Raw genomic sequence first — 18,113 nt, 5'->3', positions numbered from 1 at the left:
ATCGTCCCGATACTCCCCGCCTTACGCCCATATAGAACATCCGGGTCATAGACCTCGACGAATCCGCAGGATAAGCAGGCACGAACAAATAATGGTTGTACTCAATGTCGAGGATCTTGCTCAAGCCCGCCCCGTCATCGAAACTTCTTTTATTCCGCATTCGTTTGATTTGCATTTGGCGCATTTAAAGTTATGTTCGATCAATTCCATGACGCTCATATCGGAGCTGCTCTCCGTATAGTCCTCATCCGATCTCGTGCAGGTTGTTTTCGCACACCGGGCATTTGCCGTTTTGGATCTCGACTTTTTTGTCACAGTAAGGGCATACGATCATGAATGTCGCTTCTTTCTAACTTCGTCTTCGTCTTAGCATTGAAAAATAGAAAAGGACCGCCGCTCCCCGCGCCCAGCATGAAAAGGACGTCCCTGAAGAGCGCCGGCCTTATGGATACCTGATCCCCCGCAAAAAACCGCCGGAAGTTCTTGCCGGCTGGTCACGGCCAACGGCCGCACCGCCAAAAAGTTCCATAAAAAGTAAAAAACGACTCGAGAACCTCTCACGGCTCTAGTCGTATTGTCATTTTTGATGGATTTTAACAGAATCAGGCTGTATTCGCCTTCTATAATAGTATTATAACTCCGCGATTTTTATAAGTCTATACTTTTTTTCGGATTTTGGCTATATTTTTTAATCTAAAGGAAAGGCCGGTTTATCCGGCTGTTCGGCCATTCGAAAAAAAGGAGGGCGAATAAACTTGATCCGCATGGAAGGCATCGGCAAATCCTTTAAAATCGCGCAGCGGTCGGCCGGGGTGCGTCAGGCGCTGAAGGCGCTTTTTGTCCGCGAATACCGAATCGTCGAGGCGCTCCGGGAAATTTCCTTCACGATCGGGGAAGGCGAGATCGTCGGGTATATCGGCCCGAACGGGGCGGGTAAATCAACCAGCATCAAGGTGATGAGCGGCATTCTTGTGCCGGACTGCGGGGCGTGCTCGATTATGGGCTACACCCCGTGGAAGGAGCGCGCCGCTTACGTGCAGCACATCGGGGTCGTATTCGGCCAGCGGAGCCAGCTGTGGTGGGATGTGCCGGTGATCGATTCGTTCGAGCTGCTGCGGGACATCTATCGCATCCCCGCCGCCGTGTACAAAAGCAACCTCGCGATGCTCGCGGATACGCTGGACCTGCACAGCTTGCTGCACACGCCGGTCCGCCAGCTGAGCCTCGGCCAGCGAATGCGCTGTGAAATCGCCGCCTCTCTGCTGCACGGGCCGCGGATTCTGTTTCTTGACGAGCCGACGATCGGACTCGACGCCGTGAGCAAAATCGCCGTCCGAAAGTTCATCCGCAAAATCAACGAGGAAAAGGGCGTCACCGTCATTCTCACGACGCACGACATGAGCGATATCGAAGCGGTGGCCAGCCGCATCCTCATGATCGGCAAAGGAAAGCTGCTCTATGACGGAAGCCTGAACGCGCTGCGGGGACAGTACGGAAACCGCCGCACGATTACCGTCGAGCACGAGCCGAGCCGGCAGCCGCTGAGCGTACCCGGCACGGAGCTGTTATCGTGGTCTCCTGAACGGACGGTGCTGGCTGTGAACGGACGCGACCGCATCTCGGAGGTGATCGCCCGGCTGTCGGGGCAGGTCGAGCTGATCGATATCGCAATCGACAAAGCGCCGGTCGACGATCTGATCGTGCAGCTGTACAAGGAGCACGAGCTATGAGAACGTACTATTCGGTATGGCGGCTGCGCATGGCGACGGGACTGCAGTACCGCGCGGCGGCGCTGGCCGGCGTGAGCACGCAGATGTTTTTCGGCTTCCTGTTTATCATGATTATGGCGGCGTTCTACAGCCATGCGTCGACGCCCGCGCCGATGTCCCTGAGCGAGGTCACGGCCTACATCTGGCTGCAGCAGGCGTTTCTGGTATTCATCATGCTGTGGTACCGCGACAGCGACATTTTCCAGCTGATTACGAAAGGAAACATCGCTTACGAGCTGTGCCGGCCCTGCGGCATCTACGAATTCTGGTATGCCAAGCTGCTGGCGATGAGACTCTCAAGCGCGCTGCTGCGGTGTCTGCCGATTCTGGTCATCGCGGCCGTGCTTCCGCGCCCGTTCCGGCTTATTCCTCCTCCGGACGCCGCGGCGCTCCTGCTGTTTGTCGGTGCGCTGGTGCTCGGCCTGCTGGTTCTGGTCGCCATCTCGATGCTGATCTACATTTCGGTCTTCTGGACAATGTCCCCGACCGGCTCCACGCTGCTGTTCGCGGTAGCCGGGGAATTTCTCGCCGGGATGGTCATCCCCGTGCCGCTCATGCCGCAATGGCTGCAGCAGGTCACCTATGCGCTGCCATTCCGCTGGACGGCGGATTTTCCTTTTCGCGTCTATTCGGGGCAGATTGGTTCGGCCGAAGCGCTGTGGGGAATGGCGGCGCAGCTCGGCTGGCTGTTCGCGCTCGTCACAATCGGCAAATGGCTGCTCCGCAAGGCGCTTCGCCAGGTTGTCGTTCAGGGAGGTTAACGCGCATGCGTCTGTATTTCCGCTATGTCACGATTTTGTTCCGGTCACAGATGCAGTATCGGGCTTCGTTCTGGCTGATGACGACGGGGCAGTTTCTCGTGCCATTCACCCTGTTCGCCGGAATGTACCTGTTGTTCGCCCGGTTCGGGCAAATCCGCGGCTGGACGTTTTATGAGGCGGCACTGGTCTTTGCCGTCATCGGTTTGGCCAGCGCGATCAGCGAATGCTTCGCACGAGGCTTTGACTCGTTCTCGGTCCTGGTCGCCGGGGGCGACTTCGACCGGCTGCTGGTGCGCCCGCGCGCGACCGTCCTTCAGGTGCTCGGGTCGAACTTTGAGTTTACCCGCTTCGGCCGGCTGGCGCAGAACCTGACGGTGCTCGTCTGGACGCTGTCGCGGCTGCCGATCGATTGGAACGCCGGGCGCATCGTCACGCTCGCGTTCATGATTGGCGGCGGCACGTTTATTTTCACGGGCATCTATATGCTGGCCGCCACCCTGTCGTTCTGGACGATTCAGGGCTTGGAGGTGGCCAATATTTTCACCGACGGCGGCCGCGAGATGGCGCAGTACCCGCTGAACATTTACCAGAGATGGGTGACCATCTTCTTCACGTTCGTCATTCCGTTCGGCTGCGTCAACTACCTGCCGCTGCTCTACCTGCTCGGCCGCGTGCACGATCACCCGCTCCTTTACATGCTGCTGCCGCTGGCAGGGGCGCTGTTTCTGCTGCCGTGTCTTCTGGTCTGGCGGTTTGGCGTGCGCCATTACTGCTCCACGGGATCGTGAAGAGGCCGGCGGCATGCCGGCCTGCAGCGGCCGGATCCCGGCCGGCGGGTACCCGCGTTTGAGGCCGGCTTTGAGGCCGGCCTTATCGATCAACGTGTTTTCCGCATATATTGCATCACATATTTTTCTTTAAAGCCAAGGCTGTCATACAGATTTCGGGTGTAATCCCGACACCACACCAAAGATCGACTGAACTGATGCGCCGCCGCGCCGATAAATCTCGTTGCACAAATACATAACGAACTTTCTTCCAATCCCCCGCCCCTGATAGTCTGTGCGGACGGGTATACTGCTCAGTTCATTACCGGAAAGGCGGCTGTAAGCGACGATTCCCCCATTTAATCGCAGTCCGGATTCAGAGCGACGACGCGAGTGTCAAATGTTCATTAACCCGTGGCCAGCGGCAGCCTTGATGTCATGGGATCTTGTCCTCGCAGCACATGACCAAAACTCGTTATTTCTCCCAAAGCTCGACAAGCCGGCCGTCAGGATCTTCAATCCAAACGAACTTTCCAAATTCACTGCTTTCTTTTTCCTTTGCAAGAGGTACGCCAATCTGTTCAAGATGCTTAATCATCTCGTCCAGATCATGGACTTGAAAATTTAACATCACTTGTTGTTCGGTTGGAAAATAACTGTCATTCTCGGTAAAGAAAGAAAAGACCGTCTCATTTCCTAATTCGGGTTTGACTACAGTCCCATTCCAGCCTTCCATTTCAATCTTCAACACTTCACTGTACCATTTTGTTGTAACTTCCAGATTCTTGGTTCTCCAAAATACACCGCCGAAACCTTTGATCATCGGATCTAACTCCTTATCGTCGGAAATGTTAGCTGGTCGATTCACCCCAAGAAAGGAAGGAGCAGCAATATAATGGCACCCGAAACCATCACAAGGGTGAAGGATTTCGGAAGCTTTTTAAGCTTTTTCCCTTTATACCAGCCCGAGAATTGTAATTTGTTTCGATATAATATAAAAATGAACACATATATTGCAATCCATTGCAGCCCATCGTACGCATTATCGTTTAAGTCTATCCCCAAGGCGGAATAAACCCTGTTTAGCAGGAAGCCCATTAAAGCACCTAAGATCAAAAAAATACAAAGGGCACGCAGTATCTCCAAACCAATTCTCATTTTGTAAAACCATCACCTCACGATTGGTCCCCATTCGATACCTCTATTTTACGTTACCTTCGCCAGGAAAAGGAATCCTTTTTATCGCCAGGAACTTTCGTTCATTATACGGCTTCGCAGCCGCTTTTTGTCCACCTTGTCAACGGCCGTTCGAGGCAAAATATCCAGGATGAACAAACCTATTTACCAATATAATGCGGTCCGAAGTCCTTCAAGCTGGCAAGCTTTTCGCGCGTAAGGTCTCCGAGCTCTTGAATCGTTTGCTTTTGAAAATCGAATCGGTAAAGTTTATACCTGTCGGCTGGTCGTTCACTTACGATATCAATAGCGTCCCCTTTCATATTCCACAGCAAATAAGCAGTTGAAATATAGGCTGCGTCCGCAGGTGCGAAAGTAAAGCTTTTATTTTTTAGGCTGTATAAACCAATGCTGCTTGTGCTTGGATCGCCGTATGCAAAAGCAAGCGTTTCACTATCGGGCGACCAATTATAGGTTTGAACCGACTCTACCCCCTGTTTTCCCGATGATTCAAGCTGGTCATTCAAGTCGACACTCTCTCCGTTATTTAAGCTGATTAATAGTAACGTTGACCCCCCGCCGCTGGATAAACTGATCGCAACAACATTCCTATTCGGAGATAGCGATATCGAGTCGATAGCCGAAAACTTCTGATCAAGCTGCACGCTGAAGGATTTATCCGCTTTTTGGATTTTAAGGGAACTCAGAATTTGAGATTCGGGTCCTTTTTGTTTCATCTTGACCCCTGTTATGCGAATATCTCCATTTTTCCATACCAGCTGATCCGGATTATGTTCAATTGTCTCGGAAGATTGATTTTTGAAGTATCGGGACAAGGAAAGAGGGCTCGTTTTACTACCGTTGGACGGATCGTTAAAAGGTTGTTGATTTTGATCCGCAAGACTTCCATTCTCTTGGGAGGTATTACCCGGCCCAGCAGTATTCGTTGAACATCCGGCGATTACGACAATCATGATCAATAAAATGAATCCGGACCAAAATCGCCTCAATGCAAGTTCTCCCCTTTGCTATACAAGTCAGGTCTTATCACTACTCCAGTACGCGATACCAAAATTTTATTCCCAATTTGGAGGCATATCCTTTAATTTTCCATAAATTTACTAGCTTGTCAATTGATTTGGAATTCGCGCGAAAGGGTGAATGTCTATTTGCGGGTTGGGACCCCTCCTGACCAAAATAAACGATCCTTGGCTGTTCAGGTTAAGCGGATCACGGGCGTTCTTTGGGTTGGCGTTTGAAGTGAATATTCAGGAGTGCGTGCTTGCATGGGGGATTGCATAGAGGACGGAGATTGTACTGGAGTGAAGGGCTAGTCTTTGGTTGGGCTTGCACCGTTGGAGGATGCGTGCTCTGACTGGGCATAAAATTATAAAAACAGGGAAGGCAGCGTGGCCTCCCCTGTTTAATGGAATGCAAAATCGTCAAGCCGCCGCCAGGACGACGCTGAACTTGACGCCGTCCGGCGTGTTTTCGATGCCGTATTCGGCGCAGTGGGCGTCCAGCACTTTGCTGACGATATAGAGGCCGAGCCCGCTGCCGCCCGTTGCCCGGCTTCGGGACTGCTCGAGCCGGAAGAACGGCTCGAACAGGCGCGGGAGCTTCGCCTCGTCGAGGTGAGCGCCCGTGTTCAGTACTTCGAGCCGGAATCTGCCCCCTTGCCCCGATGATTGCAGGGCCGGTACCGGACCGGCGGAGCCGGGCGGGAATATCGCGTTTTCGGCGAGGTCCGCCTTCTCGTCCGTCCGCGGAGACGCCGCTTCCGCGCCGCCGGAACCGAAGCCGGTCCGCGCCTCCGGCCGGGGTTGGTTGCCCGTCTCCCCGCCAGCGGCCCGGCGGCTTTCCGGCGGTCCGTCCGGGGCGGCGGCGCCGGCGTTTCCGCCTTCCGCCGCATTCCCGGCTTCGGCCCCGGTTAACTGCGAAGCTGCCGCGTCGGATTCGCCAACCAGACGAATGATCACGCGGTCGCCTTCGCCAGAATATTGCACGGCGTTGCCAACGATATTGGCAATCGCCTTCGCCATCAGCCGCTCGTCGGCAATCGTCAGCGCTTCGCCAGGCAGGTCGCATTCGATCTGGATGCCCTTCGTCTCGGCGAGAAAGCTGACGTTGTCGATCGATTCGCGCACCAGCTCCGCCAAATCGACCTCCCGCATCAGCGGATGGAAATCGCGGCTTTCCAGCTTCGACAGGTCCAGTATTTCATGGACCAGCTTCTCCATGTCCTTCATGATTTTATAGGATTTCCGCAAATAGGTGTCGCGGTCGCGGAACGCCCCGATATTGCCGATCATCGCCTCCAGCTGGCCGCTGACCGCCGTGATCGGCGTCTTCAGCTCATGCGAAATGGTCGCCACGAATTCGCGGCGCTTCGCTTCCTGCTCGCGCTCCCGCTCGATATCGTCCTTCAGCTGGGCGTTGGCATCCTGCAGCTCCGCCATCGTCGAGCGCAGGTTGGCGGCCAGCTTGCTTAAGCTTTGCGAGAGCTCGCCGATTTCATCGTTCGAACGGAGCGGCTTCACTGCGTCCGTGAAATCGAGCTTGGCCAGCCTTCGGGCGACGACGTTCAAACCGAGCAGCGGGCGGGCGATGAGCCGCGAATAAATCGCGGCGCCGGCGGTTGCGATCAGCAAAATCGCGATCAGCATGTACGGCAGGAAGCGCAGGATCACTTCCCTCGCCTCGTCGATCGGCTGCAGCGGCGCATCGACGTAAAGCGTAAACGGCTCGGTGCTCTCGTTGAAATGAATCGTCCGGCTGACCGTATAGATCCGCCGGCCCAGCCCGTCGCGGTCGACGGGAATCTGTCCGGGCTGCTTCAGAAATTTTCGGAAGCCGGGATAGCCGCCGTCGCCGACGATCCGTCCCGCATACCGGGCGAAGTTGACCGGGAACACGCCGCCGTCCGCATCCCTTAAGAACAGAACGGCGTTGTTCGCCTGGCCGAACTCCAGCATTTTAGCAACCGCATCGGAGAACGGTTTGTCTTCGATGCTGCTTACAAGCCGGCTGACGCCGCTGTCCAGCCGGGACTGCTTGATCGATTTATAATAGCCGGGCAGGACGAAATAAAGCGTCAAATAAATGAGCAGCGCGGAAACGACGAGCAGCAGCGTCGTCACCATAAAGATTTTGTACGTAACGCCGCGGCGCCTGATCATCCTTCTCCACCTGCCAGCGGATCGGTCTCCAGCGCGTAGCCTACCCCTTTCACCGTCCGGATAACGGAAATACCGAGCTTCTTGCGAATGTTTTTGATATGGGCGTCGACAATTCGCGAATCGCCGTAATAATCGTAGCCCCATACCTTGTCGAGCAGCATGTCGCGCGTCATGATGCGGCCGGCGCTCCGGATCAGCGTCTGCAAAATTTCGAATTCCTTCGTTGTCGTCTCGACCAGCCGGCCGTCGACGTACACCTTGTACGCCTCGGCGTCGAGCCGCAGCCGGCCGTCGAACAGCACTTCGCCCGAACGGCCGCCTTTCGTGCGCCGCAGCACAGCCTCCACGCGCTTCATCAGCACCTGGAACGAGAACGGCTTCGTCACATAATCGTCCGCCTGCTCCTCAAACGCCCGCAGCTGGTCTTTCTCCTCTCCAAGCGCGGTCAGCACGATGACCGGCGTGTCGGACTTCTCGCGGATGGTCCGGCACACCGCGTAGCCGTCGATTCCCGGCAGCATCAGGTCGAGGATGACCAAATCGTACGTTTTGTGCCGGAACGTCTCCAGCGCCTCGGCCCCGTCCCCCGCCACCTCGACCTCGTACTGCTGCGAGCGCAAAAACTCGGCGATCAGCTCCTGAATATATTGGTCGTCCTCCACGACGAGAATATTAGCCGGCATAACCAGGCATCCTTCCGTAAGTGATGCTTTCATTATACCGCTTCTATATGAAAATAGGATGAATGGCTGCTTAGCACCGTGCGAAAAAGAAAAAGCGTTTCTTCGTTGAGAAACGCGCCTCACATTTATGCCATTAACAGTTAACGCAGTTGGTGGGATGCCAAGCTATGGCCGTTTGCGTTCATCCGCAAGCTTCTGCTGCGCCATACGCACCAGCTCGCGCACCATCGAGCCGCCGATTTTGCCGCCGACATGGCCGACCGATTCGGTCGTCAGCTGCCCGTTGCCGCCGCCCGGCTGCAAAGGAACCCCAAGCGACCGCGCCACCTCGTATTTGACTTCGTCCGGCCGGTTCGGATCGGCCGAATACCCTTCCCGCCGCATCACGTCGGCCTTAAACGCGTCCATCCGCGCCTGCGCCTCCGGCACGAGCAAACGCCTTCTGCCTCTTCTTGCCACTCGCAAACCCTCCTTTTTCTCCAGACCGATTAAGCTTAACCTGTCCAGTCAAAAGAAGAGCTATTCGGCCGCCGGCGCCTAGCCCTACTGCGACATAATCAATCGAACCAGCCCTTTGTCTTGAACCACAGGTACATGCCGATGCCGAGCGCGCACATGAACACAAGCACGAGATAGTAGCCGTCGTGCCACCGCAGCTCGGGCATATTGGCGAAATTCATGCCATACACGCCGACGATAAAGGTAAGCGGCATGAAAATGGTCGTAATGACCGTCAGCTGCTTCATGATGGCATTCATCCGGTTCGAGCTGAGCGACATATAGTGATCGCGCATATCGGTCGTCATTTCGCGATTCCCCTCGATCATTTCGGACAGCTTCAGCAGATGGTCGTAAATATCGGTGAAAAACGCGTTGTAATGGCCAAGTCCCTCGATCCGCTGCGTATTGGTGACCCGGTACAGCAGCTCGCGCATCGGGACGATCGTGCGGCGCTGTTTCAGCAGCCTGTTGCGGATGTCGAACATCCGGTTCAGCTTCTTCTGCACCGGCGCATCCCCGTTGTCCGTTTCGAGCTCGAGAAGCTCGTCCTCGATCGCTTCGACGGCTGGGAAATAATTGTCGACCAGCTTGTCCATCACCTGATAAGCGGCGTGCAAATAACCGTGCGGTTCGAACCGGGGGCGCGCCAATATCCGCTCCCACGCCTCCTCGATCTCCGGACGCGGTTTCCAGTGGAAGGTGACAAGGAAGCCCGGGGCGATAAACATGTCGACCTCCTCGGACTCGTCGATTTGCTCACCCATTGCATGCAGCACGAAAAAATGAACGTCGTCGTAATGATCCATTTTCGGCCGCTGCTCGTACGCCATGCAGTCCTCCACCGCCAAAGGGTGAAAATGAAAATGCTCTTCCAGGAGCCGGGCTTCCTCGTCCGTCGGCTCGCTCAGGTCGACCCAATACCAGCTGGCCGCGGACCGGTCGATCCGCTCGGGCGGCGTATGCTCGATCACTTGATGATGCTTGGTCACAACCATCGTCCGAATCACGTCGTCGCGCTCCAATCGTGTTTAGGCTTATGCCCCATTGTAGCACTTATACGAAAAGCAATTCACCTATAAACGTTGGACGGTTCATGGGAATCGGGTACGAATAAATTTGCATGCGGAATCGAAACCTAACATCGAAAGCGACCACCATCGAACAAGGGAGATCGGAAAAAGATGATGATTAATATCTTAATTGTTCTCGGTTGTATCGTATCTGTTTTTGCGCTCGTGTATTCCATTTCCATCATGCGCAGGCAGGAGAACAAAGAAATGAATCGACAATCGAACGCCACGGTCCGGCACCCGTACCTGGCGAACCCGATAGTAATTGCTTACGTTCTGTTTCCGATTATCATCATTGTCGGCGCAATGATATGGCTGCTGTTCAGGGAGGGCTGAGGAATGGACAAGCGGAAGTATTATGTCTCGGTGCAGGCGCGGACGGTGTTGATGAATCAGGGCGACGCCGCCTACGAGCTGGAAATCGAAGCGACGCCGGAGGACATCCGGCGGCTGAACGATTTGTTCGAATCGGTGGAAACGTTTGAAACCCAGACGTACTTCAGGGCGCAGGTTCCCGGGCTCGCTTATCATCACGATTCGGAAAACGACGCTTACGACGAACATCTGAAGCTGACGTACGAACTGCTGTATGAACTGGGTACGGAGGAGACGAAGGCGCATATCCGGTCCATGAACATTTTGGGTACTACCGGCGCCGCGGCGGAAGAGCACCCGGAAGGTTCTTGAAGCGGGGCGCTCTTTTTCCGCTTGACGGCTCGGAAGCCGGTTTTTTACGATACAAAAGGATCGGGAATGATCATCCGGTGCGCTTCGGTATCGCTGATGCCGCAGTACAGCACCGCCTGCCCGTCCGGAAGCCGGATCAGTCCGCCGCTGAAAATAACATCGGTCAAATCGGGCCTTTTCGCCGGCCCGCTCGGAAACTGCATGCGCTCGGCGATGATTTTATCTCCGACCGTTCCCCGGTTTCCGGGTCGTAGGTGAAAGCCGCGGCGTAATAATGGCGGATTTCCCCTTATTCCATGCAAGCGAGATGGGCGAGCAGTCCGATTCTCCCTCCGCTCAGCCTGTGGGCCTCGTTCACTCCGCCCCATTCGTCCTTGCGGAACTGGTTCTTAAACAGCAGCACGGACTCAGCCATTAGACAGCTTCCCCTCAGCGTCCGCCCCCGGCGTCCCTCGCGTTCAACCGGACGGCGGCTGGCCCGCGAGCCGCTTCACCTCCAGCAGCGGGATTCGCCGCTTCGTCTCCTCATGGTACAGGCTGTCGCCCTGAACGCGGTCAATAAACAGCACGCCGTTCAGATGATCGGTCTCGTGCTGGATGCAGCGGGCGAGGAAGCCATCGCCCGTCAACTCGAACGTCTCGCCGCGCCGGTTCAAGCTGCGGACGGTCACCCGCTGGGCACGCTTTACGATGCCGGCAAAGCCGGGATACGACAGGCACGCTTCAGCGCCTTCCTGCTCGCCGTCGGCGGCGATAATCTCCGGGTTGATCAGCTCGATCAGCCCGTCGCCGCAGTCCATGACGACGATCCGCCGGAGGAAGCCGACCTGCGGCGCGGCGAGGCCGGCCCGGCCTTCCGCGGCATGCAGCGTCTCGGCCATGTCGTCCAGCAGCTTGATCATTCTCGGCGTAATGTCTTCAACCGGCTTCGCTTTCTTGCGCAGGATCGGATCGCCGAACGGCAAAATCGTTTTGACCGTCATGCTTGTTTCAGCCCCCTTCTGCCGGCCGGCGGCGTATACGCCCACAAATCACCGGGCGTGCAATCCAGCGCCGTGCAGAGCGCATCCATCGTCTCGGCCTTCATCTGCTTCGGGCTGCCCGTCAGCAGCGCGCTGATCGACGGCGCGGACAGGCGGTAGTCCGATTTCTCCTGCAGCAGCCGCGCCAGCGCGGCCCCGGACCATACGCCCCGCTGGGCCATCACTTGTCTCAGCATCCATTCGAGCATGAGCTTCACTCCACAGTTTATTATGTAACACCTAAAAATATTAGGTATTAGCTAAACCATTGTACCAGCCGGGCCGGACCGGCGGCAAGCGCTTTTATTTCTCCAGAAAACGTAATGCGCTTCTGGCGTTATGATGCGCGATGTGCGAGGCCAGTTTCCGGTTCGGGAAGCCTCTTTGGAGCAGCTTGATGCCGCCTGAAGCGCAGGACAAATGATGGGCCAGCTTGTAGAAGCGCATCCTTTCCGGGTCCAGTCCCGGCCGCTCCAAGTAACGGTAAAATTCGCCGAAACGGAACTGGAGAAAGCTGTGCTCGTGTTCGATGTCGCAAAACTCCGCGCCTTCGATATCAATCATCATCGGCTCCAGACGCCCGTTGACCAGTACGTGATCCGGCCCAAGCTCGCCGTGGATGAACCCGAACCGGTCACGCGGGCCGATCGCCGCGTATGTTTCTTCGAGTGCCGCCGCAAGACGTTCTTCCCGGCGGGCCAAGGGAGCCAAATGCCGGGCGGCATATTCCAGCTGTTTCCTGGCGTTCTCCAAGACGAGGCTGTGACAGGAAGACGACGGCGGCTGCAGCGATTCTTCGCCCAATTTGCCGAACGTCTCCCGTGTGATGCGGTGCATTCGTTCAAGCATGTCGCCGAGTCTTCCAAGCACGATGCTCCGGGTATGCGGATCGCGTTCAAAGTACGCGGCGATATCCTATTCACCCGCATATTCCGCCAACGCAAAATCGAAGGGGTAACGCTCTCCTGCATACTCGACATGAAACACGGCGGGCGTTCCAATCCCGTGACGCTGCAGAAACTCGGCATTCGCCTTAAAGCGTCCGCTGGCATACGACCGGGTAAGAGGATCCGCTTCCAGCGTCTCCTCGCGGAAGTAATTCACCGCAAGATCCCATACGTACAGAATGAAGGCCGCGCCGCCGAAACACTCGATTTTGTAAACCGCCTTCTGGGCGCCTCCCCGGAGCCGGTTCACCCGCTCCACTTTGTACCCTCGCCCCGCATGTCTGCTTATGAATTCGTTCAGCTCCGCCGCAGCCAGATGGCACTCATTTTCATTTCGGTTCATAAAATCCTCCTCCCTTCGTATCCAAATCGTAGCAAAAATCGAGGAAAAATATAGACTGTTTGTTTCCGCTCTGCTATGATGTTGAATGAGTTCTTTTTATTTTTGGTCATACGTTTTAAGAAGCCTTGGAGCGGAGCTCCAAGGCTTTGTTGTTTGCTTCGCTCCGCTGCACGGCGGCGGTTTAGTGCGAATCTGCAAGCATGATATTTTGCGGCTTTTTATCGCATGCTCTATAATAACGAGAGAACGAAACGCCTGCCGGATGCTTTCGATGCTGCGTTTTACTCCGTAAAACGCTTAGCTTATGCTTTCGATGCTGCGTTTTACTCCGTAAAACGCTTAACTTATGCTTTCGATGCTGCGTTTTACTCCGTAAAACGCTTAACCATTAAACACTCTGGAGGTCCTATGATGCCGTTAATTATTAATCCTGCCGCTACCGCTCTTATCATCATCGATCTGCAAAAAGGTATCGTCGATCATTACCCGACCGTGCCTTACCCGGCGGCGGATATTGTCCGCCGCTCCGTGCAGCTTGCCGAAGCGCTGCGCGCCAGAGGCGGCTTCGTCGCCGCGGTCAACGTCGATTTCGTCGACGGCCGCGACGTCCTGCAGCCGCTGACGGACAACCCGCCGCAAACGGGGGCCCGACCCGCCGACTGGGCGCGGCTCGTGCCGGAAATCGACGCCGTGAAAAGCGTCGGGATCACCAAGCGCCAATGGGGCGCTTTCCACGGCACCGAGCTGGATCTCCAGCTGCGCCGGCGCGACATTGACACGATCGTGATGTGCGGCATTTCGACCAGCATCGGCGTCGATACGACGGCCCGCGAAGCGTTCCAGCACGGGTACCGGCAGATTTTCGCCGAAGACGCCATGGGCGCGCAAACCGAGGACGAACACCGCTATACGGTGTCGACGATTTTCCCGAGAATCGGCCGGGTGCGCAGCACGGAAGACCTTTTACACGCATTGCAAAGCTAGTTTTAGCGGGGCGCCTTCGCTGAAGAGCGCCTCCTTTATTTTGCCTTATCCCGGAGATGAACGACTGACATGAAAAAAGATCGATACCCGTGGCTGCTCCTTTCGGTGACGAGCCTCGGCGTGCTGCTGACGACGCTCAACCTGAGCACGCTGAACGTCGCGCTGCCCGAGGTTGCCGCTTATTTTCACGCGGGAGCGGTGGCAACCAGCTGGATTCTGCTCTCGTATATGCTGTTCAATACGATTCTCATTCTGGTGTTCGGCAAGCTGGCCGACATCTACGGCAGGCGTACGCTTTATTTGATCGGCCTGACTGAATTTACGGTCGTCAGCCTGCTGTGCGGGTTTTCGGAGAACGTCTGGGTGCTGATCGGGCTGCGGATTTTGCAGGCGGCCGGCGGGGCGCTCGTCATCACGAACACGACGCCGCTCATCACCGACGCATTCCCCCAGCGCGATCTGGGGACGGCGCTCGGCATTAACGTGCTGAACGCCTCGGTCGCGCAGCTCGCCGGCCCCGTCGTCGGCGGGTACCTCGTCTACGCGTTCGGCTGGCGCTGGGTGTTCTGGTTCAACGTGCCGATCGGCATCATCGGTATCCTGTGGGCGATCTACACGCTTCGTCCGGTGCCCGGCCAGGCGAAGGGCGAAAAGATCGATTTTCCCGGCAACGCCTTTATTTTGCTCGGTCTCGGCGGGCTGATCTTCGCCTTCTCGGAAGGCGGCGTCATCGGCTGGAGCAGCGGGCTCGTGCTGGGCGGCATGGCCTTGTTCGTCCTCTTCGCCGCCTGCTTCGTCTGGTGGGAACGGCATGCGCCTTATCCGACCGTCGATCTGACCCTGTTCCGCGACCGGTCTTATGCGATGGCCAATCTGGCCACGTTCCTCAATTCGCTTGCCCGTTCGTCCGTTGTACTGCTGGTGGCGCTGTTTTTTCAGGTGGTGAGTCGCGAAAACACCTTCGACGCCGGCTTGAAAGTGCTGCCCGTCACCGTCGGCATGATTATCGCATCCCCGGTCGCCGGAGCGCTAAGCGCCCGGTTCAGTGCGCGCCTGCTGTCGACGGGCGGGCTCGGCGTAACGTGCGTCGGCATGCTGCTGCTGATGGAAAATCTCGGGCTGAACGCCTCGGTGCTCCGCATCGAGCTCGGTCAGCTGCTCGTCGGGATTGGCACGGGCTTGTTCATGACGCCGAACACGAAATCGATCATGCTCACCGTTCCGCTTGAAAAGCGCGGCATGGCCAACGGGCTGCGCTCCATGCTGCAAAACATGGGCGCCGTAATCAGCGCGGCGCTTTCGCTGATGATCGTCACAAGCGCGCTGCCCGCCCGGCTGAAGGATGCGATTTACGAGGGCGCCGGCGCCGCCGTCTCGACGGCCGATATTCCGCTCATCGCGGGCGGCTACCGGCTCGCCTTCCTCGTGCTGCTGCTGCTCACCGTGCTCGCAATCGCCGCTTCCTTTCTTCGCCCCTCGGCCGCAAAAACGGCAGCAAAAACAGGCAGCAAGGCGTAAATTAACGCCTGCTGCCTGCCAGCTGCCATTATGCGTGATCCGTATCGCCCCTCGGGCGGCGAAAAAGACAAGCCGTACGAATTTCGCCTTATGCCGCGGACAATTATGGAGGCGGGCGGACCCACGCCGCAGCCCGGAATTCCGGTTCATCCGGCACGGCTGGACATGGTGATTTTCCGGCGACTCACTGCAGACGGGCACGGTATGCCCGTCCGCAAGCAAGGCGCCAGGGACGCCGTCCTGCTTTTTCTGCGTCCCCGTTTCAAGCTCCGGCCGTCAAGCCTCGAAATGCCCGGTCCTGCAGCGATCCGGGGAGAATCTGCACGAATTCGATGCTGTTGCCGTCCAAATCGCGGGTGAAGAAAAACCGGCTGCCCGATTTCCCGAGCCTCGGCTCTCCGTCCGTGAACGTTTCCTTCTCCTGCAAGCTGCGGTACATTGCATCCACGTCGCCGGTTTCAAAACAGATGTGCAGAAAGCCGGCCGCCGGTCCGCCTGCCGAAGACGGTTCATCCCCGCCCTCGACCAGCTCGAGAAACTGCCGATTCGCGATCTGCACGGCGATGAGGCTCGCCTTTCCGTTATCGTCGGACATCCGAAACAGCTCCTTGAAGCCGAACATATCCGCATAAAACGCTGCCGCCGCTTCGACATCCCGTACGCGGATGGCCATATGGCCGAATGTGTGCTGCATATCCATTTCCTCCAGTACAATTCCTATTTCGGCCTATTCATGACGCCAGGCCATGCAGACCGCACGCGTCCCATGGAAAGACGCCGCAAGACGCAGCCGGGCTTGCAGTGCCTATTCTTTTTGCCGATATATCGTATGACTAGTATACAACCAGCGACCGGCCGAGCGATACAACGAATTTTCATGCCAAAAAAGGCCGCCTTGCGGCGGCCCTTGCCCGGATCTGGCAGCCATTTTCCGGTTACCGGTATGTGAAGGTGTATGTAATGACATTGCTGCTGTCGGTCGTATACGTATAGCCGCTCACGTCGGGGTAGCGGGCTACAATTTTCCCGATGCCGCCGTCGATTTGCGGATCCGCGTACAGGCGCTTGAGCGTAATCGCATTCTCGCCCGCGTCGATCGCGGCGCCGACCCGCACATCGAAATCGCTCGGGCTGGAAGCAATCAGGTTGTTGATGGCATAGTAGTTATATTTCGTCGCGGCTGCCGCCGGAAGCTGGTCGTGCCAGCTGTGATCGCGCCGCAGCTCCTCGTCCGTCACGTTGAAATAGCCGTACGCCACGCGCCCCGCCACGTCCGGTACGGGATCGTCCCAGGTTACGTCGAGATTGTAGTAATCGCCATCGATCTTCACCTTGTTCCAGGCGTGGGCGACGCCGCCCGCCGTTCCGGTTACGAGGTGCGTTTCGATGCCCGCCATCTCCAGCAGCAGCTGGGCCGCATAAGCATAGCCCTGGCATACGGCGATTCCCTTGATCATCGCTCCATAAATCGTATATGAATCTTCGGGGACGGTATTCCGGACGTAATTGTCATAATCGTAAGCGACATGCAGCAGCAGGTAATCGTGAATCGCGAGTTCTTTCTCATAGTCCGACATGCCTGGCCGGATGATCTCCGCCAGTACCGCTTTCGCCTTCTCGTAGACGGCCGCCGTCCGGCTGTCCTTCACGACGACCGGCTGCGGCTGCAGCGGAGCGTCCATCAGCTCGTATTCGTTATGGACGAAAAACGTGCCGAACCGGCGAAAAATCCGGTTGACCAGGACGATTGCCTGTTCGCCCGTCGCCGGGCGATCCGGTTCGAAGCGCGCTCCGCCTTCCGGTGCCGGGCTTCCCTGCATAAATCCGGCAGCCGTCAGCGCGTTTACGGCATCCCGGCTCCAGGCGGCGATATGCGGCGCATCGGCAAACGCAAACGCCGCTCCCCCAGCCTGCAGCTCGCCCGCCAAGCCGGCGCGGACCAGCGTGTTGTACAGCATCTGCGCGAGCTGTTCCCGCGTCATGACGGCGTTCGGCGAAAACGACGACGGCCCCGTTCCTTTCACGATCCCGAGCTTGTACGCCTGCCGCACGAACGAATCGGCGGTATCCCGGAACGGACTGGGCCCGGCAACCGAAGGCGGCTCCACCCCCGTCAACGCCATATAAAGCTTCACGGCCGCCCCGGCAAAACGCTCCCGCGTCAGCCTGCCGCCGAGCCGCCCGCTGAGACCGGGCGGAATAAGTCCGCTGCTCTGCGCCTCCAGCACGTCCTGCTGCGCCCAGCCGCTGACCTTCTCCGCCGCGGCGGACGCGGAGGCGCAGAGCAGATTGCCAAGCAGCACGGCCGCGGCGGCGAGTGCGCTTATCTTTTTGGTTTTCAATTGCGGCATCCCCCTAGAAAATAACCGTTAGTACAGCGAATCCGATCAATACGAGCATAAAGAGGACGGCAAACGATTTCAAGAATCCGAGCAAATATTCGTACGAATCAACCGCGGTAATGCGTGCCGCTTCCATTATCCATACCGACGCTACCGTCGCGAACGTCATTTTGACGGCAAAGCGCAGCACCTGGAGGATATACTGCTGCAGGGGCGCATCCTGTGAAACCGTATCCAGCCCGGCTGAAAAGCTATTGATATTTTTGTAGTAAAGCAGCCCCAGCATAAGTCCGAAAATAAAGCTGTACACCGCCGTTTTAACCAGCTTCTTCTCCATACGAACACTCCCGGTACAGCAGCTCTG

Annotated in this window: 22 protein-coding genes; 7 read left to right on the top strand and 15 right to left on the bottom strand. The window is 57.0% G+C overall.

Annotated elements, in window-relative coordinates; all coding sequences use genetic code 11:
• Positions 1 to 764: 764 nt before the first annotated feature.
• Genes PD282_RS02075 through PD282_RS02065 form a run of 3 tightly spaced genes read left to right on the top strand, consistent with a single transcriptional unit; the run spans position 765 to position 3,318 of the window.
• Positions 765 to 1,730 carry an ABC transporter ATP-binding protein gene (locus tag PD282_RS02075; RefSeq protein WP_274654974.1) on the top strand — a complete coding sequence of 322 codons (966 nt, stop codon included), beginning with the start codon at positions 765 to 767 and terminating at the stop codon, positions 1,728 to 1,730.
• Entirely contained in the window at positions 1,727 to 2,530 is an 804-nt protein-coding gene (locus PD282_RS02070) for an ABC transporter permease (RefSeq protein WP_274648737.1), read from the top strand. The genes PD282_RS02075 and PD282_RS02070 overlap by 4 nt, the downstream gene beginning before the upstream one ends.
• 5 nt (positions 2,531 to 2,535) lie before the next feature.
• Positions 2,536 to 3,318 carry an ABC transporter permease gene (locus PD282_RS02065; protein ID WP_274648736.1) on the top strand — a complete coding sequence of 261 codons (783 nt, stop codon included), beginning with the start codon at positions 2,536 to 2,538 and terminating at the stop codon, positions 3,316 to 3,318.
• A 454-nt stretch (positions 3,319 to 3,772) separates the two neighbouring features.
• Here PD282_RS02065 and PD282_RS02060 read toward each other — a convergent pair whose 3' ends face one another.
• The 6 genes from PD282_RS02060 to corA form a co-directional block, all read right to left on the bottom strand.
• On the bottom strand, positions 3,773 to 4,120 hold the full coding sequence (locus PD282_RS02060; protein ID WP_274648735.1) for a VOC family protein: 348 nt from the start codon (positions 4,118 to 4,120) through the stop codon (positions 3,773 to 3,775).
• A gap of 514 nt (positions 4,121 to 4,634) precedes the next feature.
• Positions 4,635 to 5,447 carry a hypothetical protein gene (locus PD282_RS02055; RefSeq protein WP_274648734.1) on the bottom strand — a complete coding sequence of 271 codons (813 nt, stop codon included), beginning with the start codon at positions 5,445 to 5,447 and terminating at the stop codon, positions 4,635 to 4,637.
• Between the two features lie 468 nt (positions 5,448 to 5,915).
• Positions 5,916 to 7,652, bottom strand: a complete 1,737-nt coding sequence (locus PD282_RS02050; protein WP_274648733.1) for a sensor histidine kinase — start codon at positions 7,650 to 7,652, stop codon at positions 5,916 to 5,918.
• The gene (locus tag PD282_RS02045; protein WP_274648732.1) at positions 7,649 to 8,335 is read right to left on the bottom strand and encodes a response regulator transcription factor; all 687 of its coding nucleotides are present in this window, start codon (positions 8,333 to 8,335) and stop codon (positions 7,649 to 7,651) included. Before PD282_RS02045 ends, PD282_RS02050 begins: the two co-directional genes overlap by 4 nt.
• Positions 8,336 to 8,500: 165 nt before the next feature.
• Positions 8,501 to 8,794, bottom strand: coding sequence for an alpha/beta-type small acid-soluble spore protein (locus PD282_RS02040; protein ID WP_274648731.1), 294 nt, complete (start codon positions 8,792 to 8,794; stop codon positions 8,501 to 8,503).
• 98 nt (positions 8,795 to 8,892) lie between these two features.
• The gene (gene corA, locus PD282_RS02035; RefSeq protein WP_274648730.1) at positions 8,893 to 9,843 is read right to left on the bottom strand and encodes a magnesium/cobalt transporter CorA; all 951 of its coding nucleotides are present in this window, start codon (positions 9,841 to 9,843) and stop codon (positions 8,893 to 8,895) included.
• A 270-nt stretch (positions 9,844 to 10,113) separates the two neighbouring features.
• Between corA and PD282_RS02030 the strand changes: the two genes are divergently transcribed.
• Positions 10,114 to 10,242 (top strand): hypothetical protein, encoded by a 129-nt coding sequence (locus tag PD282_RS02030; RefSeq protein ID WP_274648729.1) that lies wholly within the window; start codon positions 10,114 to 10,116, stop codon positions 10,240 to 10,242.
• 3 nt (positions 10,243 to 10,245) lie between these two features.
• Positions 10,246 to 10,593, top strand: coding sequence for a hypothetical protein (locus PD282_RS02025; RefSeq protein WP_274648728.1), 348 nt, complete (start codon positions 10,246 to 10,248; stop codon positions 10,591 to 10,593).
• 44 nt (positions 10,594 to 10,637) lie between these two features.
• Here the strand turns inward: PD282_RS02025 and PD282_RS27410 are convergent, their stop codons facing one another.
• The 6 genes from PD282_RS27410 to PD282_RS01995 form a co-directional block, all read right to left on the bottom strand.
• Positions 10,638 to 10,796: a DUF1861 family protein gene (locus tag PD282_RS27410; RefSeq protein WP_420832264.1), complete on the bottom strand. Its 159-nt coding sequence runs from the start codon at positions 10,794 to 10,796 to the stop codon at positions 10,638 to 10,640.
• An 86-nt stretch (positions 10,797 to 10,882) separates the two neighbouring features.
• Positions 10,883 to 11,008, bottom strand: a complete 126-nt coding sequence (locus PD282_RS02015) for a DUF1861 family protein (protein WP_274648726.1) — start codon at positions 11,006 to 11,008, stop codon at positions 10,883 to 10,885.
• A gap of 43 nt (positions 11,009 to 11,051) precedes the next feature.
• Positions 11,052 to 11,576, bottom strand: a complete 525-nt coding sequence (gene def / locus PD282_RS02010; RefSeq protein ID WP_274648725.1) for a peptide deformylase — start codon at positions 11,574 to 11,576, stop codon at positions 11,052 to 11,054.
• The gene (locus PD282_RS02005; protein WP_274648724.1) at positions 11,573 to 11,824 is read right to left on the bottom strand and encodes a helix-turn-helix domain-containing protein; all 252 of its coding nucleotides are present in this window, start codon (positions 11,822 to 11,824) and stop codon (positions 11,573 to 11,575) included. The genes def and PD282_RS02005 overlap by 4 nt, the downstream gene beginning before the upstream one ends.
• Before the next feature lie 94 nt (positions 11,825 to 11,918).
• Positions 11,919 to 12,485, bottom strand: a complete 567-nt coding sequence (locus tag PD282_RS02000; protein ID WP_274648723.1) for a phosphotransferase — start codon at positions 12,483 to 12,485, stop codon at positions 11,919 to 11,921.
• A gap of 45 nt (positions 12,486 to 12,530) precedes the next feature.
• The gene (locus tag PD282_RS01995; RefSeq protein ID WP_274648722.1) at positions 12,531 to 12,905 is read right to left on the bottom strand and encodes a hypothetical protein; all 375 of its coding nucleotides are present in this window, start codon (positions 12,903 to 12,905) and stop codon (positions 12,531 to 12,533) included.
• 408 nt (positions 12,906 to 13,313) lie between these two features.
• On the opposite strand from PD282_RS01995, the gene PD282_RS01990 reads away from it, so the two are divergent.
• Positions 13,314 to 13,889: an isochorismatase family protein gene (locus PD282_RS01990; RefSeq protein ID WP_274648721.1), complete on the top strand. Its 576-nt coding sequence runs from the start codon at positions 13,314 to 13,316 to the stop codon at positions 13,887 to 13,889.
• Between the two features lie 69 nt (positions 13,890 to 13,958).
• Positions 13,959 to 15,407: an MFS transporter gene (locus PD282_RS01985; RefSeq protein ID WP_274648720.1), complete on the top strand. Its 1,449-nt coding sequence runs from the start codon at positions 13,959 to 13,961 to the stop codon at positions 15,405 to 15,407.
• 262 nt (positions 15,408 to 15,669) lie between these two features.
• Here the strand turns inward: PD282_RS01985 and PD282_RS01980 are convergent, their stop codons facing one another.
• The 3 genes from PD282_RS01980 to PD282_RS01970 all read right to left on the bottom strand — a co-directional run bounded on the left by PD282_RS01980 (position 15,670) and on the right by PD282_RS01970 (position 18,086).
• The gene (locus tag PD282_RS01980) at positions 15,670 to 16,101 is read right to left on the bottom strand and encodes a VOC family protein (protein WP_274648719.1); all 432 of its coding nucleotides are present in this window, start codon (positions 16,099 to 16,101) and stop codon (positions 15,670 to 15,672) included.
• 241 nt (positions 16,102 to 16,342) lie between these two features.
• On the bottom strand, positions 16,343 to 17,749 hold the full coding sequence (locus PD282_RS01975) for an S-layer homology domain-containing protein (RefSeq protein WP_274648718.1): 1,407 nt from the start codon (positions 17,747 to 17,749) through the stop codon (positions 16,343 to 16,345).
• 13 nt (positions 17,750 to 17,762) lie between these two features.
• Positions 17,763 to 18,086 (bottom strand): hypothetical protein, encoded by a 324-nt coding sequence (locus PD282_RS01970; protein ID WP_274648717.1) that lies wholly within the window; start codon positions 18,084 to 18,086, stop codon positions 17,763 to 17,765.
• Between the last annotated feature and the right edge of the window lie 27 nt (positions 18,087 to 18,113).

The organism is Paenibacillus humicola, from assembly GCF_028826105.1.
Lineage (GTDB): Bacteria > Bacillota > Bacilli > Paenibacillales > Paenibacillaceae > Paenibacillus_Z > Paenibacillus_Z humicola.
Note: the sequence above shows the minus strand (reverse complement) of the source record. Positions and strands in the feature narration are given on the sequence as shown.